This window comes from Luteibacter sp. UNCMF366Tsu5.1 (assembly GCF_900119235.1).
In the GTDB taxonomy this organism is placed as follows: Bacteria; Pseudomonadota; Gammaproteobacteria; order Xanthomonadales; family Rhodanobacteraceae; genus Luteibacter; species Luteibacter flocculans.
Genome location: NZ_FPIS01000001.1, coordinates 1,057,581 through 1,081,554, shown reverse-complemented (window position 1 = coordinate 1,081,554; position 23,974 = coordinate 1,057,581). Strand labels below are relative to the sequence as shown.

16 protein-coding genes are annotated in these 23,974 nt (G+C 65.2%); 12 read left to right on the top strand and 4 right to left on the bottom strand.

The features are described from left to right. Position 1: 1 nt before the first annotated feature. From nuoL to BT115_RS04615, 4 genes are all read left to right on the top strand, one after another. Positions 2 to 2,047 carry an NADH-quinone oxidoreductase subunit L gene (gene nuoL / locus BT115_RS04630; protein WP_072321331.1) on the top strand — a complete coding sequence of 682 codons (2,046 nt, stop codon included), beginning with the start codon at positions 2 to 4 and terminating at the stop codon, positions 2,045 to 2,047. 14 nt (positions 2,048 to 2,061) lie between these two features. Then, on the top strand, positions 2,062 to 3,573 hold the full coding sequence (locus BT115_RS04625) for an NADH-quinone oxidoreductase subunit M (RefSeq protein WP_072321330.1): 1,512 nt from the start codon (positions 2,062 to 2,064) through the stop codon (positions 3,571 to 3,573). Between the two features lie 13 nt (positions 3,574 to 3,586). Further along, positions 3,587 to 5,047 carry an NADH-quinone oxidoreductase subunit NuoN gene (gene nuoN / locus BT115_RS04620; protein ID WP_072321329.1) on the top strand — a complete coding sequence of 487 codons (1,461 nt, stop codon included), beginning with the start codon at positions 3,587 to 3,589 and terminating at the stop codon, positions 5,045 to 5,047. A 412-nt stretch (positions 5,048 to 5,459) separates the two neighbouring features. Beyond that, positions 5,460 to 6,224, top strand: a complete 765-nt coding sequence (locus BT115_RS04615) for a pseudouridine synthase (protein ID WP_083527375.1) — start codon at positions 5,460 to 5,462, stop codon at positions 6,222 to 6,224. Positions 6,225 to 6,293: 69 nt separating this feature from the next. On the opposite strand, the gene kbl is transcribed toward BT115_RS04615, so the two are convergent. The 3 genes from kbl to tdh form a co-directional block, all read right to left on the bottom strand. Next, complete coding sequence (gene kbl, locus BT115_RS04610; protein WP_072321328.1) at positions 6,294 to 7,493, bottom strand: glycine C-acetyltransferase; 1,200 nt, start codon at positions 7,491 to 7,493, stop codon at positions 6,294 to 6,296. Between the two features lie 72 nt (positions 7,494 to 7,565). Next, positions 7,566 to 11,156 (bottom strand): DUF748 domain-containing protein, encoded by a 3,591-nt coding sequence (locus BT115_RS04605; RefSeq protein ID WP_072321327.1) that lies wholly within the window; start codon positions 11,154 to 11,156, stop codon positions 7,566 to 7,568. 83 nt (positions 11,157 to 11,239) lie between these two features. Further along, entirely contained in the window at positions 11,240 to 12,274 is a 1,035-nt protein-coding gene (tdh, locus tag BT115_RS04600; protein WP_177257376.1) for an L-threonine 3-dehydrogenase, read from the bottom strand. A 161-nt stretch (positions 12,275 to 12,435) separates the two neighbouring features. On the opposite strand from tdh, the gene BT115_RS04595 reads away from it, so the two are divergent. From BT115_RS04595 to BT115_RS04565, 7 genes are all read left to right on the top strand, one after another. After that, on the top strand, positions 12,436 to 14,589 hold the full coding sequence (locus tag BT115_RS04595; RefSeq protein ID WP_083527310.1) for a S46 family peptidase: 2,154 nt from the start codon (positions 12,436 to 12,438) through the stop codon (positions 14,587 to 14,589). A gap of 557 nt (positions 14,590 to 15,146) precedes the next feature. Beyond that, entirely contained in the window at positions 15,147 to 16,100 is a 954-nt protein-coding gene (gene miaA / locus BT115_RS04590; protein WP_072321326.1) for a tRNA (adenosine(37)-N6)-dimethylallyltransferase MiaA, read from the top strand. 114 nt (positions 16,101 to 16,214) lie between these two features. Further along, positions 16,215 to 16,475, top strand: coding sequence for an RNA chaperone Hfq (gene hfq, locus BT115_RS04585; RefSeq protein ID WP_072321325.1), 261 nt, complete (start codon positions 16,215 to 16,217; stop codon positions 16,473 to 16,475). Between the two features lie 91 nt (positions 16,476 to 16,566). Continuing rightward, a complete protein-coding gene (gene hflX, locus BT115_RS04580; protein ID WP_072321324.1) occupies positions 16,567 to 17,874 on the top strand; it encodes a ribosome rescue GTPase HflX in 1,308 nt (435 codons plus the stop codon). A gap of 165 nt (positions 17,875 to 18,039) precedes the next feature. Next, positions 18,040 to 19,173, top strand: coding sequence for an FtsH protease activity modulator HflK (gene hflK, locus BT115_RS04575; protein WP_072321323.1), 1,134 nt, complete (start codon positions 18,040 to 18,042; stop codon positions 19,171 to 19,173). Then, a complete protein-coding gene (gene hflC / locus BT115_RS04570) occupies positions 19,170 to 20,039 on the top strand; it encodes a protease modulator HflC (RefSeq protein WP_072321322.1) in 870 nt (289 codons plus the stop codon). The genes hflK and hflC overlap by 4 nt, the downstream gene beginning before the upstream one ends. 50 nt (positions 20,040 to 20,089) lie before the next feature. Further along, positions 20,090 to 21,397 (top strand): adenylosuccinate synthase, encoded by a 1,308-nt coding sequence (locus BT115_RS04565; protein WP_072321321.1) that lies wholly within the window; start codon positions 20,090 to 20,092, stop codon positions 21,395 to 21,397. Between the two features lie 44 nt (positions 21,398 to 21,441). On the opposite strand, the gene BT115_RS04560 is transcribed toward BT115_RS04565, so the two are convergent. Next, positions 21,442 to 22,599: a sterol desaturase family protein gene (locus BT115_RS04560; RefSeq protein ID WP_255369354.1), complete on the bottom strand. Its 1,158-nt coding sequence runs from the start codon at positions 22,597 to 22,599 to the stop codon at positions 21,442 to 21,444. A gap of 72 nt (positions 22,600 to 22,671) precedes the next feature. Between BT115_RS04560 and folC the strand changes: the two genes are divergently transcribed. Further along, positions 22,672 to 23,949 (top strand): bifunctional tetrahydrofolate synthase/dihydrofolate synthase, encoded by a 1,278-nt coding sequence (folC, locus tag BT115_RS04555; RefSeq protein ID WP_072321320.1) that lies wholly within the window; start codon positions 22,672 to 22,674, stop codon positions 23,947 to 23,949. Positions 23,950 to 23,974 lie beyond the last annotated feature (25 nt).

Here is a 23,974-nt window from a genome sequence, read left to right as displayed (position 1 = left end):
GATGAGTCTCTCGCTTTCAATCCTGCTGACGATCGCCCTCGCACCGCTGGTGGGTTCGATCCTGGCCGGCCTGTTCGGCAAGGTGATCGGCCGGGCAGGGGCGCACACCGCGACCATCCTCGGCGTGGCGATCGCCTGCGGCCTGTCGTTCTACGTGCTTTACCAGCTGGTCTGGGGCGGCGCGCAGAACTTCAACCAGGACATCTACACCTGGTTCGAGATCGGCCGCTTCCACGCCTCCGTGGGCTTCATGGTCGATCGCCTCACTGCCATGATGATGGTGGTGGTGACCTTCGTGTCGCTGCTGGTGCATCTGTACACCATCGGCTACATGTCGGATGACCCGGGCTACCAGCGCTTCTTCAGCTACATCTCCCTGTTCACCTTCTCGATGTTGATGCTCGTCATGAGCAACAACTTCATGCAGCTGTTCTTCGGCTGGGAAGCGGTGGGCCTGGTGTCGTACCTGCTGATCGGCTTCTGGTACAAGCGCCCGACGGCGATCTTCGCCAACCTCAAGGCGTTCCTGGTCAACCGCGTGGGCGACTTCGGTTTCCTGCTCGGTATCTCGGCGATCCTGTACTTCCTCGGCACGCTCGACTATCAGACGGCGTTCGACCACGCGCCGGAGCTGGTCGGCAAGACCCTGCAGATCACCCAGAACCACGCGTGGGATGCCGCAACGGTCATCGGCGTCCTGCTTTTCATCGGTGCCATGGGTAAGTCCGCCCAGGTTCCGCTGCACGTGTGGTTGCCGGACTCGATGGAAGGTCCGACCCCGATCTCGGCACTGATCCATGCGGCGACGATGGTCACGGCCGGCATCTTCATGGTCGCGCGCATGTCGCCGATCTTCGAACTGACGGATGCGGCGCTGTCGTTCATCCTCGTGATCGGTTCGACTACCGCGCTGTTCACCGGCCTTATCGGCATCGTGCAGAACGACATCAAGCGCGTCATCGCGTACTCGACGCTCTCGCAGCTCGGCTACATGACGGTGGCGCTCGGCGTCTCCGCCTATAGCGGCGCCGTGTTCCACCTGATGACCCATGCCTTCTTCAAGGCGCTGCTGTTCCTCGGCGCGGGATCGGTCATCATCGGCATGCATCACGAGCAGGACATGCGCCACATGGGCGGCCTGCGCAAGTACATGCCGGTCACCTGGATCACGATGTGGATCGGTTCGCTCGCGCTCGCCGGTACGCCGTTCTTCTCGGGCTTCTATTCGAAGGACGCGATCATCGAAGCCGTCGGCGAATCGCATCGCTGGGGTGCCGGCTACGCGCACTTCTGCGTGCTGGCGGGCGTGTTCGTCACCTCGCTGTACAGCTTCCGCCTCCTCTACATGACCTTCCATGGCAAGGAGCGCTTCACGGTGGAGCACAAGGCGCATGGTCACGGCCATGACGCGCACGCCGACCACCATGACGACGACCACGGCCACGGTAAGCCGGGCGTGCTGGCGCACGCGCCGCACGAGTCGCCCTGGGTGGTGACCGTGCCGTTGGTGCTGCTGGCGATTCCGTCGGTGCTGATCGGCTTCTTCACCGTCGGTCCGATGCTGTTCGGCGACTGGTTCGGCAAGGCCATCCACGTCAACGAAGTGAACGACGTGCTTGCCGAAGTCGGCCACGAGTTCCACGGCGCCCTCGGCATGGCTCTGCACGGCTTCACCGCGGCACCGTTCTGGCTGGCGCTGGCGGGCTTCGTCGTCGCCACCTACGTGTACCTCTTCAACCCGTCCGTTGCCGACAAGGCGAAGAACGCGCTGAAGCCGGTGTACGAGCTGCTCAACCACAAGTACTGGATCGATGAACTCTACTTCGCGGTGTTCGCGAAGGGCGGGGTGAAGCTGGGCGAGGGTCTGTCGAAGGTGGGCGATACCGCCATCATCGACGGCGCCGTCGTCAACGGCTCGGCCCACCTGGTGCAGCGCATCGCCGGTGGCGCACGCCGCCTGCAGTCCGGATTCCTCTTCCACTACGCGTTCGCCATGATCCTCGGTCTTATCCTGCTCCTCGGCGGGTATTGGCTGATCGGGCAATAAGGGAAACGAGCTCTATGTCGAATCACTTGCTCAGCCTGCTGATCTGGCTCCCGGTCGTCGGCGCCATCCCGGTGCTGTTGGCCGGCAATGGCCGGCCCGGCGCCGCCCGATGGATCTCGCTGCTGGTGGCGGTTGCCACCTTCGCGGCCAGCCTCGCTCTCCTGCCGGCCTACGACGCCAGCACCGGTACGCTCCAGTTGACCGAATCCATGAGCTGGATTCCGTCGCTGGGGATCAACTACTCGCTGGCCGTCGACGGCATTTCCGTCGCCCTGATCATCCTCACCACGTTCGTCCAGATCCTCGTGATCGTGGGCGCGTGGGAAGTGGTGCAGAACAAGCCGCACCAGTACATGGCGGCCATGCTGATTCTCGAAGGCATGATGATCGGCGTGTTCTGCGCCACGGACGCGTTGCTGTTCTACGTGTTCTTCGAGGCGATGCTGATCCCGATGTTCATCCTCATCGGTATCTGGGGTGGACCGCGCCGTGTCTACGCCACGCTGAAGTTCTTCATCTACACGTTCTTCGGCTCGATCTTCATGCTGATCGGCCTGATCTACCTGTATCACAAGACCGGCGGCAGCTTCGCGATGTCGGACATGGCGAACGTGCACCTCACGCTGACCGAGCAGAGCTGGCTGTTCTTCGCCTTCCTGCTGGGCTTCGCGATCAAGGTGCCGATGGTGCCGGTGCATACCTGGCTGCCGGACGCCCACGTCGAAGCGCCCACCGGCGGTTCGGTGGTGCTGGCGGCGGTCATGCTGAAGATCGGTGGCTACGGCTTCCTTCGCTTCAGCCTGCCGATCACGCCGGATGCGTCGCATCAGTTCGCCTGGCTGGTGATCGTGCTCAGCTTGATCGCGGTCTGCTACATCGGCTACATCGCGCTGGTCCAGCAGGACATGAAGAAGCTGGTGGCGTACTCGTCCATCGCGCACATGGGTTTCGTGACCCTGGGCATCTTCATCGCCTTCCTGCTGGTGCGTGAGACCAACAATCCCGACGCCGCCCGCCTGGGCATGCAGGGTGCGATGGTGCAGATGATCTCGCACGGCTTCATTTCGGGCGCCATGTTCAGCTGCATCGGTGTGCTCTACGACCGCATGCATACGCGCCAGATCAAGGACTACGGCGGCGTCATCAACGTGATGCCGATCTTCGCCCCGTTCTACGTCCTGTTCGCCATGGCCAACAGCGGCCTGCCGGGTACCAGCGGTTTCGTCGGCGAGTTCATGGTCATCCTGGCCTCGTTCAGCGCCAACCCGTGGATCGCACTGTTCGCCGCGTTCACGCTCATCATCGGTGCTGCCTACACGCTGTGGATGGTGAAGCGCGTGCTGTGGGGTGACATCAAGAACAAGCACGTGGCGGAGCTGACGGACGTCAACGGTCGCGAGATCTTCATGCTGAGCGCGTTCGCCGCCGGTGTGCTGGTCCTCGGCATCTGGCCGGAGCCGCTGGTCCACCTGATGGATGCGTCGGTCGCTCGTATTGTCGAGCAACTGGCCATCACCAAAGTCTGAGCGGGAACTATCCATGCCGAGTATCAACGACATCCTGATCCTGCTCCCCGAGGTCTACCTCGTGGTCGCGGCTTGCGTGCTGCTCCTTCTGGATGCGTACCTCAAGCCCGGCCAGAAGGGCGCGGTCCATTGGCTCTCCATCCTCGTGCTGCTGGTCGGCGCTTTCCTGGTCGTGGACGGCCAGCCGGCGTCGTCCGTCACAGCGTTCAGCGGCATGTTCGTCCGCGACGGCGTGTCCGAGGTGCTGAAGCTGTTCTCGCTGCTGATTACCGCGGTGATCTTCGTCTACGCCCGGCCGTACCTCAAGGAACGGGCGATCCCGTTCGGCGAGTTCTACACGCTGACGATCTTCGCCACGGTCGGCATCATGTTTCTGGTTGCCGCGGGTAGCCTGGTCACGGTGTACCTGGGCCTCGAACTGCTGACCCTGTCGTCGTATGCGCTCGTGGCGTTGAACCGTGATTCGCGTCTGTCCTCCGAAGCCGCGATCAAGTACTTCGTCCTGGGCGCCCTGGCGTCGGGCATGCTGCTCTACGGCATGTCCATGATCTATGGCGCCACGCACAGCCTCGACCTGCATACGATCCACGCCGCGATCGTCGGTACCGAGTGGAAGACCCTGATGCTGTTCGGGCTGGTCTTCCTGATCGTGGGCATCGGCTTCAAGCTGGGCGCCGCGCCGTTCCACATGTGGATTCCGGACGTCTACCAGGGCTCGCCGACCGCCGTCACTGTGTTCATCGGTTCCGCGCAGAAGCTGGCCGCGTTCGGCATGGCCTATCGTCTGCTCTCGACCGGCATGGGCGACGTCGCGGGCGGTGCGTCGGGTCTGGCCCCGCAGTGGCAGCTGATGCTCGCCGTACTGGCCGTGCTGTCGCTGGCGATCGGTAACCTCGTCGCCATCGTGCAGACCAACCTCAAGCGCCTGCTGGCCTACTCGACCATCTCGCACATGGGTTACCTGCTGCTCGGCCTGGTCAACGCCGGTCCGGAAGGCTACTCGGCGTCGATGTTCTACGCCGTGAGCTACGCGCTCACCAGCGCAGCGGCGTTCGGCATGATTCTCGTGCTGTCGCGCTCGGGCTTCGAGTGCGAGGAGATCGACGATCTGCGCGGCCTCAACCAGCGTTCGCCGTGGTTCGCCTTCATGATGCTGCTGGTGATGTTCTCGCTCGCTGGCGTGCCGCCGCTGTTCGGCTTCTTCGGCAAGCTGCTGGTCCTCAAGGCCGCGATCGATGCCGGCATGATCTGGCTGGCTGTGGTTGGTGCCGTGTTCGCCATCGTCGGCCTGTACTACTACCTGCGCGTGGTCAAGGTGATGTACTTCGACCAGCCCGCCGAAGGCACGGACGTCCGCGCCACGGCCGATGCGCCGGCACGCTGGGTGTTGTCCATCAACGCACTCGCACTGCTGGTCCTCGGCTTCACCTGGGCGCCGCTGCTCGCCTGGTGCCAGAAAGCATTCGCGAGCTGATCGTCACGAGCCATGTGTGTTTGAAAAAGCGCCTGCCTTGCAGGCGCTTTTTTTTGGTTCTTCGCGAAACGATGAGTCACCAACGAAGCAAAGGTGGGAGCCACTCTAGTGGCGAAAAGCCAACGAAGCGGTGTAGCCGCGAGGCAAATCCCCATCGCCAGCAGGCTGGCTCCCACCGGCAACTTCCCATTGCCCAGATCGCCCAACCTCAAGGCAAGTTTTTCCTCGCCGCCATGGCGGCTCCTACAACAGCAAGGCGGTAGGAGCCGCTACAGCGGCGAGAAGCCAACGAAGCGATGAAGCCGAAACCCATGCCGCGGCTGTGGGAGCCGCCATGGCGGCGAGAAGCCAACGAAGCGATGAAGCCGAAACCCACATCGTCCAGCTCGAAAGCCTGCGTTATCCTGCCCGCATGTCGTCTCGTCCTCCTCGTTTCCCTGTCTCTCGTACGCGCCGTCCATCGGGACCGGTCCATGGGCTGGCGCGTGTGCTGTCGAAGCGCGGGATCTGTTCGCGCAGCCAGGGCGAGAAGTTCGTGCGCGAGGGCAGGGTACGTGTCGATGGGCGTCTCGTGCGCGACCCGGAGTTTCCTATCGCCGGGCATGAGCGCATCGAACTGGACGATGCCACGACGGAAGCGGCTTCGTTGGTGTACATCGCCATGAACAAGCCGCGTGGCATCGTGGTTTCAGCTTCGGACGAACGCGGACGCGACACGGTGTATTCGCTTATCGACGGTGCTGGCCTGCCTTGGCTCGGACCCGTGGGCCGACTCGACAAGGCCAGCGAAGGTTTGCTGCTGATGTCGAACGACACGGTGTGGGCAGCGGGCATCACCGACCCGGTGACCCATGTGTCCAAGACCTATCACGTGCAGGTGGTGGGGCATCCCGACGAAGCGACGCTGGCCGCCATGCTCGAAGGCGTGACGGACGAGGGCGCTCTGTTGCGCGCGCAGGCGGTCGAAGTGCTCCGCCGTGGCGAGCGTACGGCGTGGCTCGACGTGACGTTGGACGAAGGGCGCAATCGCCACATTCGCCGTCTGCTTGCCGCCTTGGGTTTCGAGGTGCAGCGGCTCGTCCGCGTTTCCATCGGCGACCTGACGCTCGGTGAGCTGGCAAAAGGCCAGTGGCGCCACCTCAGCGCCGACGAAGTGGCGCAGCTGCGTCGGCGCTGAGGCGCGCCGACGCTTCGATCCCAGGCATGTGTGATGAGCGGCGTCGCAGCGCGACACCGCTCGTGACGATCAGCCCTTCAACACACCGAGCTGTTTCCCCACCTTCGTAAACGCGGCGATCGCGCGATCCAGATGCTCGCGCGTATGCGCCGCACTCATCTGCGTGCGGATGCGCGCCTTGCCCTGCGGTACCACGGGGAAGAAGAAGCCAGTGACGTAGATGCCTTCGTCGAGCAGCGCCGAGGCCATGGCCTGGGCCTGCTTGGCGTCGTAGATCATCACCGGCACGATCGGGTGCTGACCCGGACGGATGTCGAAGCCGGCTTCGGTCATCTTCTCGCGGAAGTAGCGGGTGTTCTCTTTGACCCGTTCACGCAGGTCGCCCGCGGCGGCCAGCATCTCGAACACCTTGCTTCCGGCGGCGACGACGTGCGGCGGAAGCGAGTTGGAGAACAGGTAAGGGCGCGACCGCTGGCGCAGCAGTTCGATCACTTCCTTGCGGCCGGTGGTGAAGCCACCCAGTGCGCCGCCAAGCGCCTTGCCGAGCGTGCCGGTGAAGATGTCGATCTTGTCCATCACGCCGTGCAGCTCGGCAGAGCCGCGGCCGTTGTCGCCGAGAAAGCCGGTGCAGTGGCATTCGTCGATATGCACCAATGCGCCGTACTTGCGTGCCAGAGCGGTGATCTCGTCGAGCGGTGCGACGAAGCCGTCCATGGAGAACGCGCCATCGGTGGTGATGAGCTTGGTGCGCGCACCGGCGGCATCGGCGGCCTGCAACTGCGCTTCGAGATCGGCCATGTCGCAGTTGGCGTAGCGGAACCGCTTGGCCTTGCACAGGCGGATGCCGTCGATGATCGACGCGTGGTTGAGCGCGTCCGAGATGATGGCGTCCTCTTCGCCGAGCAGTGGCTCGAAGAGCCCACCGTTCGCGTCGAAGCAGGCGGCATAGAGGATGGTGTCCTCGGTACCGAAGAAGTCGGCGATCTGACGTTCCAGCGTCTTGTGCAGGTCCTGGGTACCGCAGATGAAGCGGACGCTCGCCATGCCGAAGCCGTGCGTGTCGAGCGCGTCCTTGGCCGCCTGGATGACCTCGGGGTGATCGGCGAGGCCGAGGTAGTTGTTCGCGCAGAAGTTCAGGACCTTGCGCCCGTCCTCCAGTTCGATCTCGGCCGACTGCGGCGAGACGATGATGCGCTCGGACTTGAACAGGCCCTGTTCGCGGATGGATTCGAGTTCGCTGGCGAAGCGGTTCTGACCGGGGTATGACATGGCGTGGGTTCCGGGACGGGGAATCCGCCGATTGTGAGGCCTACGGCCGAGGGATAAAACCTGGCGTGCGTGTCAGTGAAGTCCGAAATCCACCCGCGTGGTGCGGCCCCCGTCGTCGATCCCCTTGGCGTCGGTCTTTGGCGCCACCACGAAAACCCGCTTGTCGTCGACCTTGCCCTGGAGCCACTGCCGCACGGCGTTGGCACGGCGCTCGGCGAGATGGCGCAGGGCGTCCGCGTCGACGGGCATGTTCGTCTCCATGAGGTCGCGCATGACCTCCGGCGGCTGCGACTTGGTCAGGCCGATCAGGTTCTTCGGTTTCGGGAACGACGCGTGGCGGTAGGCGCGCTCGAGGTACTTTTCCTGTTCCTCGGCCGTGGGTGGCGTGGTGTCGTCGCCCTTGTCGTTCGCCCGCTCCTGGTCCACCAGGTCGTCCACCATGACCCGGCGCAGGCCGGACTCGTCCTTGTCCGGATCCACCCGGCCCACGATGTCGAGGCTGATGGACGGCTTGTCCGTGAGGACCTTCACGATCTGGGCCAGCTTGTCCTGCGCGGCGGCGTCCAGCACGGCAGAGCCTGGCGCGAACTCCACGTAGCCCAGGTCTTCCCGGCTGCCTCCGATCGAGGCGAGCAGCCGGAACGGCGAGGTCACCGCTTTGACGATAAGGTTGCCGATGGCACGCCAGACGAGTCCTCCCACACTGAACTGGGGATCGTCCAATGAGCCGGAGACCGGAATGCGAACGTCGATCCGGCCTTGGGAATCCTTGAGCAGCGCCACGGCGAGCTTCACCGGCAGATGGCTGATGCCCGGGCCCTCGATGCGGTCGCCGAAGGTGAGCTGGTCGATGAAGATGTGGTTGTCGGCGGTCAGCTTGCGCTGGTCGAGCAGATAATGGACGTCTACGTTCAGCCGCCCCTTGGTGATCGGGTAGCCGGCGTACTTGCCGGAGTAGGGCGACAGATTGGCGAGTTGAATGCCTTCCGCGGTGGCCTTGATGTCGAGGAAGGCCACGGGCGTGAGCGGGTTGATCGTGCCGGTGATGTCCACGGGCGCGTTTTCGTCGAGCTGCCCGCGCAAGGTCAGCTCGGCCGGCGGGCCGCCGGCCGTACCGAAGGCGCCGATCTTGCCGGTCAACTGCGTCACGTCGGCCGTGTAGTTCGGCTTGATGAAGTTGTCCGTGTAGTTCAACCGTCCCTTCGTGAGGCTGATCTGGCCAATGCGGATATCCGCAGCAGGCGCGATCGGGGCCTCCGTTACGGTCGCCTTCGCCGGCGCTGGCTCGGCCTGGGCTTGCGTGACCGACACGGCGCCAGGCGCTTCGGGGCTGGCGACCACGTCCTGCAGGTTCAACCGACCATTGGCGTTGACGATGACCCGCGCATAGAAATCGTCGAGCGCAATGCCTTCGATGGCGACGTGCGGCGCGCCTGCGCCCAACTGCACTGCGAGGCCGGAAGCACTGAGCGACGCCCAACGGACGAAGTCCTCGTTGGTGAGCTTGTCGAGCACGCGCACCCGGCCGAGCGTGGCCTGACCACGGTAGGCGACCTCGGGTGTGCCGTTGCCACGGGCACTGTAACGCACCTGACCATCGAGGCTGAGCAAGCCGCTGCCGACGCGCACGTTGAGCGGTACGGTCGCCAGCGATTGCAGCGGCGCCACGTCCAGTCGCGTGGCCTTCACGGTCAGCTTCGCATCGAGGGACTGGGGCGTTATCTGCCCATCGACGGCGAGGGTTCCCTTGCCGATCGCACCATCGAAGGCAATCGTGATCGGTCGGCGCATGTCGTCCGATAAGCCGTCGATGGCGAGCGACGTGGCGCGCAAAGTCACCGGATCGCGGGTGTCGTGTGTCTTCGCATCGCGCCAGGCGAGCGAGCCCTGACTGAGTCCTACGTGCCCGATGCTCCAGCGCCATGCCGTAGAAGGCGATGCCTTGGCCGAGGGCGCGGGAGAGGGTGTGACGATGCTCGCCAGATCGAGGCTGCCATTGGCGAGACGCTTTACGTCGAGAGCGAGCCCGTCGAGCGTGAGCTGATCGAGGCGCGCTTCGCTGCTACCGAGGTCGAGCAAGGCGATGGACGCCGCCATGGAGGTCCAGGTCACCGGCGACGCGCGGCCGTTGCGTGGAACGAGGCGAAAGCCATCGAGTCGCGCCTTTGCGGCGGTCATCCGCACGGCGACCGCGTCGTGCCAATCGAGGGCGAGCGTGCCGTCGGCATCGATGCTGCCGCCATCGACGTCTGCGTCGAGCAGCGGGGGAGCCAGTGGCATGAGCTTGGCGAGCGACACACGGTTCAGCGACAGCGCGCCCGTGTAGTGCTGTGCGGCGAGGTCGAGCTTGCCTCGCGTAGCGACGTCACCATCGGCCATGCGTGCGGCCGCGTCCAGCGTCGCGATCGGCGCAGTGACTGTGCTGAGTCCGCGCAAGCTGCCGTGAAGATCGTCGAGCACGAGATGCGCCGGCGATGGTGCCGCGAGATCGGCGTATTCGACATGCGCGTTTTGCCAGCGCAGCGTGTCGATGCGTACGTCGGTCGGGCGCGCGTTCGGTGCGGATTGTGCGCCTGGTCCGGCGGACGACGGCCCAACGAGTGTATCGATATTGCTGCGGCCACCCGGCAAGCGTGCATAGCGCAGTCCCAAACGATCAAGTGACACGGTGGCGAGTCGATAGCGCGCGGTAAGCGGTTCGAGTGCCGTCAGTTCGGCATCGCCGTGGCCGAGCGCCAGCAGCGTGGTGCCGCTGTTGTCATTGACTTGCAGATCGTCCACCGCAAGCCGCCCGCTGAGGGTCACCCGCGGCGCGTCGTTCGTCATCGCAAAGCGCAGGTCGAGCATGCCGGACAGCTTGCCGCTGGGTACGGTGACCGGCAGCGGTGTGGGCACGAAGCCGAGATAACGCGGCAGGTCGAGGTGATCGAGACGGAAGCTCACCAGCGATTCCCGGCTGCTGGCGAAGGGCTTGGTCTGACCTTGCACGCGCAGCGGACTGCCATCCACGTTCATGGCGAGCAGCGGCTGGACGAAGATGTCCGTGTCACTGGGGAGGCTCGCGATAAAGGGCACACCCAGTTCGATGTGGTCGACGCGGTGGGTGGCGTTCAATACGCGATCGTCGAAGTCCACCTGCCCATCGTGGATGGCGATGTTGGACACGGCGAAACGCGCGGGCCCGGTGTCGGGTTCACCTGGCTTCGCCGCGAAGCGGTCGAGCAGGTCCGAAATGTTGAAGCGCTGCGGTGCATCCCGGCGAAGGCGGATATGCGGCCCTTGCAGCGTCACGGCATCGAGAATGGGTGCCGCACGGAAGAGCGATGCCCACGAGGCGTCGGCGACGAGCCGATCGACGTCGACGAAGGCGCTCTTGCCGTCGCGCTCGCCGATGTGCAGGCGGTCGATGCGGAGCGCAAGCGTGAACGGATTCAGGTGCACCTGCCCGATCGTGACGGGGCGACCGAGTGCTGCGCTGGCGCGTGAGGCGAGCTGCGAACGGATGAGCGGTGGTGCGGCGAAGAATCCGAGCAACCCGAAGAGGACGATGGCGATCAGAAAGCCCGCCGCGATGCGCCGGGCCCGATGCGATCGATACACCGCCAGCGCACGTTCGCGCTGTCTCCCCCAGTGAACCCTTGCCTTCGCCTTCAGCGTTTCCATACCGCCGCTCCCGCACACGTGAGCCCCCGACGCAGTGTACCCGTCGGGGATAGCGGGAGGACGGTCAGACGATGCGGATTACGTCACGTCCAGGAGCAGACGACCTTGCCGCACTGGCCGGCGTCCATGAGATCGAAGCCGCGCTGGAAATCGTCGATGGCGATCTGGTGGGTGAGCACCTTCTGCAGCGGGAAGCCGGTCAGGACCATCTGGGTCATCTTGTACCAGGTCTCGTACATGCGCCGACCGTAGATGCCCTGCAGGGTGAGACCCTTGAAGATCACCTTGTCCCAGTCGATGCCCGCACCGCGCGGCATGATGCCGAGCATGGCGATCTTGCCGCCGTGGTACATGCATTCGAGCATGTCGCCGAAGGCGCGCGGATTGCCGCTCATCTCCAGGCCCACGTCGAAGCCTTCGATGTGCAGATCCTTCACCACGTCTTTCAGCGACTGGTTGGCGACGTTGACCACGCGCGTGGCGCCCATGTCCGCCGCGAGCTTGAGGCGGTAGTCGTTGACGTCGGTCACGACCACGTTGCGCGCGCCGACATGCTTTGCGATGCCGGCGGCGATGATGCCGATCGGGCCAGCGCCGGTGATGAGCACGTCCTCGCCGATGAGGTCGAACTCCAGGGCGCAGTGCGCAGCGTTGCCGTAGGGATCGAAGAACGCCGCCAGTTCGGACGGGATCTGGTCCGGGATCGGCCAGAGGTTCGACGCGGGCATGGTCATGTATTCCGCGAACGCGCCATTGCGGTTCACGCCGATGCCGATGGTGTTCGGGCACAGATGCTGGCGACCCGCACGGCAGTTGCGGCAATGGCCGCAGACGATGTGGCCTTCCGCCGAGACGCGATCGCCGATCTTGTAGCCGGTAACGCCTGGGCCGATGTCGGCCACGCGGCCGACGAATTCATGGCCGATGGTCAGGCCGGGCTTGATCGTGCGCTGGGACCATTCGTCCCACTTGTAGATGTGCAGGTCGGTGCCGCAGATGGCGGTCTTCTCGACCTTGATCAGGACTTCGTTCGGGCCGACCTGCGGCACCGGCACTTCTTCCATCCAGATGCCTTGCTCGGGCTTGCGCTTGACCAGCGCCTTCATCGTCTGCTGCATGGGGTCTCGGGTTCCGTGCGGGGAAGGCCCGCGGCGCGGACCCAAACCGTCATTATATGCCGTGGCAGCTGCCGCCCGTGGTGCATCGCGGCATTGCCAGCGGCACAGAACCCCCTCTATGGTCGGCGCGCACCGCACGATCCAGAAGGGGTAACCGAACGATGCGAATTCGCACCATGATGCTGGGCGCCGCCGTGGCGCTGGCGCTGGACGCCAAGGCCGACGAGGGGATGTGGCTGCCGTCGCAGCTCCCTCAGATTGCGAAGAATCTCAAAGAGGCGGGGTTCCGGGGCGACCCGGCCGCCCTGGCCGATCTCACCCGGGCGCCGCTCAATGCGGTGGTCCGCATCGGTGGGGGCACCGGTTCCTTCGTGTCTCCCGATGGTCTGGTGGTCACCAATCACCACGTGGCCTTCGGTGTCATCCAGTACAACTCGCGGCCGGACCGCGACCTGATCACGAACGGCTATGTCGCGCCCGACCGTGCGGGGGAGCTGCCTGCCAATCCGGACTATCGGTTGCGCGTGACGGTCGGCTTCGACAAGGTCACGGATCGCGTGCTTGCCGCGGCGAAGGGCAAGGAAGGGCGGGCTTACTACGACGCGGTGGACGCCGTGAGCAAGTCGATGGTCGCGGAGTGCGAGAAAGAAGAGGGCATCCGTTGCAGCGTCGCCAACATGTTCTATGGGCGCGACTTCTATCTCGTGAAGCAACTGGAACTGCGCGACATCCGCCTGGTGTATGCGCCGCCCCGCGCGATCGGCAACTACGGCGACGAGGTCGACAATTTCGTCTGGCCGCGCCATGCGGGCGATTTCACCATTCTGCGTGCCTACGTCGGCCCGGACGGGAAGCCCGCCGATTATTCGAAGGACAACAAGCCCTATCACCCGCCCTCACATCTGTCGCTTGCGACCGACGGCGTCGCGGAAGGCGATTTCGTGATGCTGGCCGGCTATCCGGGCATCACCTATCGCCATCGCACCGCCGCCGAGTTCGCGGATCAGGTGGAATGGCGCCTGCCCACGGCCGTGGCGGTGTTGAAGGCGTTGCAGGATGTCATCGAGACCCAGGGCAAGACCGACAAGGACGCCGGCATTCGCTATGCCTCGCAGTTGCAGACCTTGAAGAACGGCATCAAGCGCTTCACTGGCGAACTGGAAGGCCTGCGTCGCAGCGATGCCGTCACCGTTCGCCGTGAGGACGAAGCGGCGATGCTCGCCTGGTTGAAGAAGCGTCCGGAGGGCGCCGCGTTGCAACCCGAGATCGACCAGGTCATGGCGGTGATTGCCAAGGGCAAGGACGTGCGCGAGCGCGACTTCCTGGTGGGCCTGCTCTCGTCGCAGACGCAACTGCTGCGCGGCGCGCTGTCGCTTGATCGTCTCGCGGTCGAACGACCGAAGGCGGACGCCGATCGCGAGGCTGGCTATCAGAAGCGCGACGAGGAGCTGATCGCGAGCCAGCTCAAGCAGATCCAGCGTCGCTACGATCCGCGCGTGGAGAAGGCGCTGCTCACGTCGGTGCTGTCGCGCTACCAGGCCTTGCCGGATGCGCAGCGGCTGCCGGAACTCGACACGCTTTTCGGACGTACGCCCGCCGAGCTGGTCAAGGCGCTCGACCGGATCTATGCGGACACGAACCTGGGCGACGAGGCCGAACGCACGCGCCTGTTCGCGGCCACGCCGGCTGAGATCGACGGCAGCCACGATGCATTGCTCGTCGCGGCGCGGACACTTCGCCCCGCGCTGCTTCGCATCGACGACGAACGCAAGACGCGTGAAGGCGATCTGCTTCGCCTGCGCCCGGCGTACATGCAGGCCCTCATCGCGTATCGCGAAGCGCAGGGCAAGGCCGTATACCCCGATGCAAACTCCACGTTGCGCGTGAGCTATGGCAAGGTCATGCCGCTGATCGCTCGCGATGCGGTGGCCTATGCGCCCATGACCACGGTTGCCGGCATCGTCGAGAAGAACACCGGCAAGGAGCCGTTCGATGCGCCGAAGCCGTTGCTCGACGCGATTCGCAAGGGTGACTTCGCGGGTTACGCCGATCCTGCGACGGGCGCCATGCCGGTGGACTTCCTGAGCAATCTCGACACTACGGGTGGCAACTCCGGTTCGCCGGTGCTCAATGCGAAAGGCCAGATGGTCGGCCTGAACTTCGACAGCAACTGGGAAGCCGTGAGCGCGAGCTGGATGTACGACCCACGCTACAAGCGCGCGATCCATGTGGACATGCGCTACATGCGCTGGCTGATCGACAAGGTGTACCCGTCGCCTGCGTTGTTGCGCGAGCTGGGCGTGCCGGCGAAGTAACGCACCGAAGCGCATGGACGGCGTTGCGCCGTCCATGCGCGGTTATCCACACCGTGTGTGGATACCGACGGCATAACCATGTGGACAAGTCCGAATGCGCGTTGCGTGGCGCGCACTTGCGTTGCGCTGGTCAATTACGCGCCACTGCCTCGATACGCGTGCCACGATATCCACAGCGTGTGTGGATACGCACTGCATAAGCATGTGGACAACTCCGTTTCACCCTTGCGTGGCACGTACTTGCATTGCGTTGGTCACGCCGTGACCACACCGGTACGACTCATCCGCTGCGCGCGATATCCACAGCGAATGTGGATACGCACTGCATAAGCATGTGGACAACTTCGTTTCGCCCTTGCGTGGCGCGCACTTGCATCGTCTTGGTCATGTCGTGACCACGTCGTGCCACCGATACGGGCGCGCGATATCCACAGCGAATGTGGATACCCGCTGCATAAGCATGTGGACAACTTCACTTGCGCCTTGCGTGGCAGGCACTTGCGTTTTGCTGCTTACGGTTTGATCACCGTTGGTCGCAGCTGCGTTAACCTCGCAGGATGCCTGCCGACGTTCGCCCCCTCTCCATCTTTCTCATGGGCCCCACTGCCTCGGGGAAGACCGCGCTCGCCTGTGCCCTCGCGGATCGCTTCCCGGTGGAACTGATCAGCGTCGATTCGGCGCTTGTGTACCGTGGCCTGGACATCGGGTCGGCCAAGCCGGATGCGGCGACGCTGGCGCGTTATCCCCATGCGCTGATCGACATTCGCGATCCGGCGCAGCCGTATTCGGCAGCCGACTTCCGCGAGGATGCGCTGGCGGCGATGGAGACGATCCGAGAGCGGGGTAACGTGCCGTTGCTGGTCGGCGGCACGGGTCTGTATTTTCGGGCGCTCCAGCGCGGCCTGTCCGATCTGCCGGAGGCCGATCCCGCCTTGCGGCAAACCCTGGCCGCGGAGGCGGCGAGCATCGGGTGGGCGGCCATGCATGCACGCATGGCCGCCCGCGATCCCGTCGCAGGTGCACGAATCCGGCCGGGCGACGCCCAAAGGATCCAGCGCGCCCTCGAGGTCATGCTTCTCACCGGACGCCCCCTCACCGAACTCCAGCAGACGGGGACGACGCAGCGCTTTCCGTGGAGGGTGCTGAAGCTGGCGCTCCTTCCGGACGACCGCTCGCTGCTCCACGAGCGCATCGCACGGCGTTTCGACGAGATGCTGGCGGCGGGTTTCCTCGACGAGGTTCGCCAGCTGAAGCGGCGCGCCGACCTCCATGCCGACCTGCCGGCGATCCGCGCGGTGGGCTATCGGCAGGCCTGGGAGTACCTCGAGGGGGAGGGCGACGCCACGACATTCCGGAACCGTGCTATCTATGCCACTCGTCAGCTCGCGAAACGCCAGGTCACCTGGCTACGCAGCGAGTATGACGCCCGCACGTTCGACCCGGATCGGGGGGATCCGACGCCCGAGGTGGCCCGCGCGGTGGCGCAGTTCGTGGGAATGCCAAGACCGTGACGGTTAACGCTTCCTGCGGGCATTTAAAAGCAGTTAAGATTCAAAGCACTTGGGCCGGGGCGCCATTGGCGTTTTTTACCCGGACCCGTACGAGAGGCGTAGGGGAGAAGAAGAATGTCCAAAGGGCAGTCGTTGCAGGATCCGTTTCTGAATGCGCTTCGTCGCGAGCGCGTGCCGGTCGCCATCTATCTGGTGAACGGCATCAAGTTGCAGGGCACGATCGAGTCGTTCGACCAGTTCGTGGTGCTGCTGCGCAACCAGGTGAGCCAGATGGTCTACAAGCACGCCATCTCCACCGTGGTTCCCAGCCGGAACGTCCGGGTCGGCGGCCATGAAAACCATGCCGACGCCGGGTCGGGCGACGGCGAGGGTTGAGGGGACCGCAGCGGAATCCCATGTAGGATGGAGTGCGCGCACGCCGAGGCGGCGCGCACTCTTTCTTCATACCCGTGAGGCATCCCGCTAAGTGTTCGATAGACAAAAGAAAGGCGATCGCGCCGTGCTGGTGTTGCCGCATTCCCGCGGCGAAGGCGATGCGGTCCGCCGGGGCGAGGAATTCGCCGAGCTGGTGACATCTGCCGGCGCGGAGATCCTGGCCAGCATTCCCGCGCGCGTGGAAGCGCCCAATCCGCGGTTCTACATCGGCAGCGGCAAGGCCGACGAAGTCGCCGAAGCGGTCCGCGCCCTGGAGGCCGACCTGGTCCTCGTCGACCATGTGCTCAGCCCCGTGCAGGAACGCAACCTCGAAAAGCACCTCAAGGCCCGCGTGGTCGATCGAGCCGGGCTCATCCTGGACATCTTCGCCCAGCGCGCCCGGTCCCACGAAGGCAAGCTCGAAGTCGAACTGGCCCAGTTGAAGCACCTCGCCACGCGGCTCGTGCGGGGCTGGACCCATCTTGACGCGCAGCGCGGCGGTGCCATCGGTAACCGCGGCCCCGGCGAGACGCAGCTCGAAACCGACCGCCGCCTGCTTGCCGAGCGGGTGAAGATGCTGACCAAACGCCTCGAAAAGGTGCAGGTCCAGCGCGATCAGCAGCGTCGTGCGCGCCTGCGCAATACCGTGCCGCGTGTGGCGCTGGTGGGTTACACCAACGCCGGCAAGTCGACCTTGTTCAACGCGCTGACTGCGGGCGCCGTGTATGCGGCTGACCAGTTGTTCGCGACGCTGGACCCGACCGTGCGCAAGATCGATGGTCTGTCCTGCGGTCCTGCCGTGATCGCCGATACCGTCGGCTTCATCCGCGAGCTGCCGCACGATCTCGTGGCGGCGTTTCGCGCGACCCTGGCCGAGGCCCGCGATGCGGATCTACTCATTCATGTGAGCGACGCCGCCGACGAGGAACGTGAACTGCTGGCCCGCGTGGTGAACTCGGTACTCGAGGAAATCGGCGCGGGCGACGTCCCGCAGCTCTCCGTGATGAACAAGGTCGATCTCGTCGAGACCGAACCCCGCGTGGACCGCGGCGACGACGGCAAACCGCGGCAGGTCTGGCTCTCGGCGGCGACCGGCGCCGGACTCGATGGTCTGCGGGTGGCGCTGGGCGAACTGCTCGGCGGCGAACGCATCCGAGCCGGGCTTGAGCTTCCTCTCAGTGCGGGACGCCTGCATGCGCGGCTGAAGGCCGCTGGCGCGATCGCCGCCGAGCAGGTCGACGAGCTTGGTTGGCACCTCGACATCGACGCCCCGCGCTCCGTGCTGGCGCCCCTGGTAGGCGATGACGCCCATTCGGGTTCGCTGCGCGAGCTGATCGGCCAGGACCAGGCCGACCACTGAGCGAGCATTCGATCGCAGCCATCTGGTAGAATTCACGTCGTTTGCGCGCCGGAATGGCCGCGGCGACGGGTGTTCGCGCTCCCGACGTCTTTGTCCCGCCGCGGCGGGTCCACCCCAAGGCTTGCCAGCCACCCACCCTCCGGTCCCCGAAGGAGACTGTCGCCCATGGCTTGGAACGAACCCGGCAACGGCCAGAAGGACCCCTGGAATCGCAACCGGTCGAACGGGCGCAAACCCGATCTCGACGGCGCGATCAAGAGCATCAAGGCCCGGCTCGGGAAATTCGGCGCAGGCAGCGGTGGCGTGTTCACCATCGTGCTCGTGTTCGCGGTGGCCTGGTTGCTGGTCTCCAGCTACACGGTGATCGATGCGCGCCAGGTCGGCGTGGTGCTGCGCTTCGGCCAGTTCTCGCGCATCCTGCCGCCCGGCTTCCACCTCAAGGCGCCGAGCCCGGTGGAAACCGTGACCAAGGTCGAAACGACCCAGGTGCGTTCGGTGTCCGACAACGTGTCGATGCTCACCCGCGACGAGAACATCATCGCCATCGACTTCAACGTGCAGTACCAGGTGTCCGACGCGCGGAAGTTCCTGTATTCCAATGCCGATCGCGACGAGAACACCATCCATAACGCCGCCGAAGCCGCCGTCCGCTCCGTCGTCGGCGCGAACATCATGGACAACATCCTGACCACGCCGGGCGTGGACACGCCCGCGCCGGCGCAGGCACCCGTGGCGGGTGTAGCGCCGGCCGCCAAGGAAACCCTGCAGCAGCAGACGCGCGACATCCTCCAGGCCACGCTCGACAAGTACAACGCAGGCATCCTCGTCACGGGTGTCAGCTTCCAGAACGTCTCGCCGCCGAAGGAAGTGAAGGACGCCTTCGACGACGTCAATGCCGCGCGCGAAGACAAGCAGAGCGAAGAAAACAAGGCGCGTGCCTACGAAAGCCAGGTCGTGCCTGTGGCGCGTGGCGACGCCGCGCGCATCGCTGCCGAGGCCGAGGCGGATCGCGTCGAGCGTATTGCGCGCGCCAACGGCGAGGCGGAGCGCTTCAACCTCCTGCTCAAGGAATACCGCGCCGCGCCGGAGGTCACCCGTCGCCGACTCTGGCTCGAAACCGTCGAGGAAGTGATGGCCGGCAATCCGAAGGTCATCGATGGCAGCAACGGCAAGAACATCGTGCAGTTGCCGGTGGAAGCCAATGGCGCCGTGCGCAACGTGCCCGGTGTGGGAACGGTCATTCAGTCCGCCACCACCGACGCCGCCAATCCGAACCAGCCGCAGGGGAGCGCCCAGTGAAGATCGTTTCCGGCCTCATCGTCGTCGCGCTCGTCCTGCTCGGCTTCAACAGCGTCTTCGTGGTCAAGGAAGGCGAGAACGCGCTGCTCCTGCAATTCGGCCGTATCGTTCGTGCCGATTACCAGCCGGGTCTGCACTTCAAGATTCCGGTCGTGCAGCAGGTGATGCGTTTCGATAACCGCATCCTCAGCCTCGATGCCGAACCCGAGCGCTACTTCACGCTCGAAAAGAAGAGCGTCAACGTCGACTTCTACGTGAAGTGGCGCATTGCCGACAACGCGGCGTTCTACCGTGCCACATCCGGCGAGCAGGTCCAGGCCACACAGCGCCTGACGCCGATCGTGAAGGATGCCCTGCGCTACGAGTTCAACGCGCGCCCGCTGGAAGACCTCATCGCCGGTGGCCGTAAGGACATCACCGAGCGCGTGCGCCAGCAGACCGATGCGGTGGCTCGCAAGAATCTCGGCATCGCCATCGTCGACGTGCGGATCAAGCGCATCGACCTTCCCGACGAAGTGAGCGGATCGGTCTACAAGCGCATGCGCGCCGAGCGCCTGCAACTCGCCAACGAACTGCGCTACACCGGCCAGGAGAGCGCCGAAACCATTCGCGCCGATGCCGATCGCCAGAAGCAGGTACTGCTGGCCGACGCCAACCGTGATGCCACCAAGGTGCGCGGCGACGGCGACGCCCAGGCGGCAGCGATCTACGCGCAGGCCTATGGGCAGGATCCCGAGTTCTTCGCCTTCTATCGCAGCCTTGCGGCCTATCGCAAGGCGTTCGCGGACGGCAAGGGAACCTTCGTGTTGAAGCCCGATTCCGAATTCCTGCGCTACCTCAACGACGGCCCCGGCCGCCAGCGCTGAACCCGATCCACATCGCCCGCCAGGGCAACCGCAACGAAGAGAACCATCACATGGGCAAGTCAGTCGTCATTCTCGGCGCGCAATGGGGCGACGAGGGCAAGGGCAAGATCGTCGACCTCCTCACCGAGCGCGTGGGCGCGGTCGCGCGCTTCCAGGGTGGCCATAACGCCGGCCACACGCTGGTGATCAAGGGCAAGAAGACGGTCCTCCACCTGATCCCGTCGGGCATCCTGCGCGACGACGCGCTCTGCCTGATCGGCAACGGCGTCGTGCTGTCGCCGGCTGCGCTGATGAGCGAGATCGCCGAACTCGAAGGGCAGGGCGTCGACGTGCGTCCGCGCCTCAAGATCTCGCCGGCCACGCCGCTGATCATGCCGTACCACATCGCCGTCGATAAGGCGCGCGAAGTCGCCTCGGGCGCCAAGGCCATCGGCACCACCGGCCGCGGTATCGGCCCGGCGTATGAGGACAAGGTCGCGCGTCGCTCGATCCGCGTGGCCGACCTCATGTATCCGCACGAACTGCCGGAGAAGGTGAAGGCCGCCGTCGAGTATCACAACTTCGTGCTGACCCAGTGGCTCAAGGCCGAGCCGGTCGATTACCAGACCGTGCTGGATGAGGCGCTGACCTGGGGCGAGTATCTGCGTCCGATGGTGGACGACGTGGCGACGATCCTGCACGACGTCCGTCGCGATGGCGGCAACATTCTTTATGAAGGCGCGCAGGGCGCGTTGCTCGACATCGATCACGGCACGTACCCGTACGTCACCTCGTCGAACACCACCGTGGGCGGTGCGCTTGCCGGTACGGGCGTGGGCGCGCGCGACATCGACTACGTGCTCGGCATCTGCAAGGCCTACGCTACGCGCGTCGGCGGTGGTCCGTTCCCGACCGAACTCAACGACGACATGGGCGAACTGCTGCGCAAGAAGGGCAACGAGTTCGGTGCCAGCACCGGTCGTCCGCGTCGCTGCGGCTGGATCGACCTCGTGGCGCTGAAGCGTGCGGTGCAGATCAACGGCATCGACGGCCTCGCCATCACCAAGCTCGACGTGCTCGACGGGCTCGAGTCGATCAAGGTCTGCATCGCGTACGAATACCGCGGCAAGCGCCGCGAGCTCGCTCCGCTGGATGCCGACGGTTGGGCAGAGTGCAAGCCGGTATACCTGGAATTCCCGGGCTGGGAGGAATCCACCGCGGGCATCCGCGACTGGAACAAGCTGCCGCCTGCGGCGCGCGCCTATCTGCGCGCGGTGGAAGAACTGTCCGGCTGCAAGCTGGCGCTCGTTGCCACCGGTGCCGACCGCGACGACACGATCATCCTGGACGACCCGTTCGGCGACGACGGCAGCTGCTGATCGTCAACGCGTGAGACGACTCGCCGCCTCGGTGTGACGCAAGGTCACGCCGAGGCGGTTCTCGTTTGTTCCGGCGAAGGTTTCACCGTTATCGATATTGCCGCCGGTGTGCTCGGCATACTCGCGTGCATCCCTTCCAGTGCATGCAGATCGAGTTCCGACACGGGAATGGGCCGGTGGGCCTCGCTGAAGGCCACGTCTCCGAGCCGCCAGCCCGCGCGGCAGGTCACCGCACCCCAGAAGCGACGCAACGCCGCCCAGTGCAGGCCGACGAGGCCCTTGTCGTTGTCCGCATCCACCATCGGATCGCCCACGCCGGTCGGGCGGATGGGTTCGCCATGCAGTGCCGTGCCGAACAGCGTGTCCCAGATCGCAAAGACCTGCCCGTAGTTGCAGTCGTGCAGCGTCGGACGGTCGGGATCGACACGCATGTGGTGCAGGCGATGAAACACGGGCGACACCAGCACGCGGTCGAGCACCGGTCCGAAGCGCACCCGCACGTTGGCGTGCGAGAAGTTCTGCACCAGTTCGCCGAGCAGCATCAGCCAGGCGAATTCGGTCGGCGCCACGCCGATGAACAGGCCCACCGCCGCCAGCACCATCGATTGCAGGAAGCCGTCCACGAGGCTGCCGCGATCGTTGGTCCAGCAGCTCATCTGCCGCGTGCTGTGATGCATGCTGTGCAACGCCCACCACCACGGCAAGGCGTGCTGCAGGCGATGCATCCAGTAATACACGAGGTCGTAGATGGCGTAATAGACCAGGAACAGCAACAGCGGATGGCCGTTCAAGCCGGGAATCCACAGCGCGATGCCCGATGCCGTGGTCGTGCCATCGTCATCGCCGCCGAACAGATGGCTGATCGGTGTCAGTACGAGGTAGCTGAACATCGGAAAGATGCCCAGCAGCATCATCAGCGTGTATTGCCAATCCACGCGCGTCAGCCGTCGATCGGTCCAGCGTTCCGCCGGCATCAACGACTCCAGCGGACGGAACAGGCAGGCGATGATCAGCACCTGCAGGATCGAAATGAGGATGGCCTCGGCGATCTCGCGAGGATCCCCCGCCAGGCCCGTCAGATGCAGCAGCCCGAGAAACGGAACGATCGCGTGTGCGCTCGTCCAATCGACAAGGTGGGCCCAACCCGGGAACATGCCTTCTACCTTCGCCAGGGTCGCCATGCGTGCGACCGGTCGCACCATTAAGCGTCGCGCCTCTTTCGTCGGGCTTTCCGGCGTGCCAATCTCCGCCCCCTCGTACGCAAAGAAGCTGGCATGACCCGCACACTCGCCGAATGGCTCGCTTACCAGGAAAGCACGCATCCGCGCGACATCGCCCTGGGCCTCGATCGCGTCCGCGCGGTGTGGGAAGCCATGGGCGCGCCGCGACCGGCCCCCATCGTGCTCACCGTCGGCGGTACGAACGGCAAGGGTTCCACCGTGGCGCTGCTGGAAGGCATGTTGCGCGCCGCCGGCTACCGTACCGGCTGCTATACCTCGCCACACCTGCTTCGCTACAACGAGCGCATTCGCATCGACGGTAACGACGTCTCCGACGAGGCGCTGGTGGCTTCCTTCGAACGGATCGAGGCCGCGCGCGGGGCCATCCCGCAGACGTATTTCGAATTCGGCACGCTGGCCGCGATCGATCTCATCGCCCGTGCGTCGGTCGACGTGGCCATCCTCGAGGTGGGGCTCGGCGGTCGGCTCGATGCGGTGAATATCGTCGATGCGGACGTCGCGGTCGTGACCACCGTGGACCTGGACCACCAGGACTGGCTGGGCAACGATCGCGACAGCATCGGGCGCGAGAAGGCGGGTATCGCGAGAAGCGGTCGTCCCGTGATTGTCGGCGAGCTGGCGCCGCCGCAGGGCCTGCTCGACGCGCTGCGTGGCATAGGGGCCGACGTCGTCCGGGCAGGCGAAGCGTTCTGGGCGCAGTCCGCGAACGCATTTGCGACGGGGGAGTGGTCGTGGATCCACCGCGACGGCACCGCGATCACGCTTCCGTTACCCGCGCTCGCCGCTCCCGTGCAGCTCGCCAATGCCGCCACGGCGCTCGCCGCGATCCATGCCCTCGGCACGCGGGTGGACGTGTCGCCTTCGGCGCTGCGTACTGCGCTGCTGGACGTGCGCGTTTCAGGCCGCCTGCAACGCATCGGAGACCATCCGCTCACCCTCGTCGATGTCGGCCACAACCCGCAGGCTGCACGCGCCCTGGCGGCATGGCTCGACGCGCAGCCTTCGTCGGGCCGCGTGCTGGCTGTCTATGGCGCCCTGGCGGACAAGGACGTCGCGGGCGTGGTCGAGGCCATGGGGGCCCGGATCGACCGCTGGTTCATCGCGGGCCTGGATCGAGACACGCCGCGGGGCCTCGCAGCGGACGCCCTCGCGGCGACGCTTGCCGCCGTGCTGCCAGCCGCGCCCGCCTCGACGTATGCGGACGTTTGCGCGGCCTGGGCGGCGGCGCGTGAGGCAGCTGGCGAAAACGACACGGTGCTGCTGTTCGGTTCGTTCTTCGTGGCTGCGGCTGCCCTGTCCCGAGCCATGTGAACGCCGCCTCGCGCCATCCTCCGGG

What these genes read in the sequence shown, in the direction of transcription:
- tdh (WP_177257376.1), bottom strand. Translation starts at nt 12,274, where the DNA reads ATGCAGCAGACGATGAAGGCGCTGGTCAAGCGCAAGCCCGAGCAAGGC.
- miaA (WP_072321326.1), top strand. Translation starts at nt 15,147, where the DNA reads ATGCCTGCCGACGTTCGCCCCCTCTCCATCTTTCTCATGGGCCCCACT.
- folC (WP_072321320.1), top strand. Translation starts at nt 22,672, where the DNA reads ATGACCCGCACACTCGCCGAATGGCTCGCTTACCAGGAAAGCACGCAT.
- BT115_RS04625 (WP_072321330.1), top strand. Translation starts at nt 2,062, where the DNA reads ATGTCGAATCACTTGCTCAGCCTGCTGATCTGGCTCCCGGTCGTCGGC.
- BT115_RS04615 (WP_083527375.1), top strand. Translation starts at nt 5,460, where the DNA reads ATGTCGTCTCGTCCTCCTCGTTTCCCTGTCTCTCGTACGCGCCGTCCA.
- BT115_RS04605 (WP_072321327.1), bottom strand. Translation starts at nt 11,156, where the DNA reads ATGGAAACGCTGAAGGCGAAGGCAAGGGTTCACTGGGGGAGACAGCGC.
- hfq (WP_072321325.1), top strand. Translation starts at nt 16,215, where the DNA reads ATGTCCAAAGGGCAGTCGTTGCAGGATCCGTTTCTGAATGCGCTTCGT.
- hflK (WP_072321323.1), top strand. Translation starts at nt 18,040, where the DNA reads ATGGCTTGGAACGAACCCGGCAACGGCCAGAAGGACCCCTGGAATCGC.
- BT115_RS04565 (WP_072321321.1), top strand. Translation starts at nt 20,090, where the DNA reads ATGGGCAAGTCAGTCGTCATTCTCGGCGCGCAATGGGGCGACGAGGGC.
- kbl (WP_072321328.1), bottom strand. Translation starts at nt 7,493, where the DNA reads ATGTCATACCCCGGTCAGAACCGCTTCGCCAGCGAACTCGAATCCATC.
- nuoN (WP_072321329.1), top strand. Translation starts at nt 3,587, where the DNA reads ATGCCGAGTATCAACGACATCCTGATCCTGCTCCCCGAGGTCTACCTC.
- BT115_RS04595 (WP_083527310.1), top strand. Translation starts at nt 12,436, where the DNA reads ATGCGAATTCGCACCATGATGCTGGGCGCCGCCGTGGCGCTGGCGCTG.
- nuoL (WP_072321331.1), top strand. Translation starts at nt 2, where the DNA reads ATGAGTCTCTCGCTTTCAATCCTGCTGACGATCGCCCTCGCACCGCTG.
- BT115_RS04560 (WP_255369354.1), bottom strand. Translation starts at nt 22,599, where the DNA reads ATGGTGCGACCGGTCGCACGCATGGCGACCCTGGCGAAGGTAGAAGGC.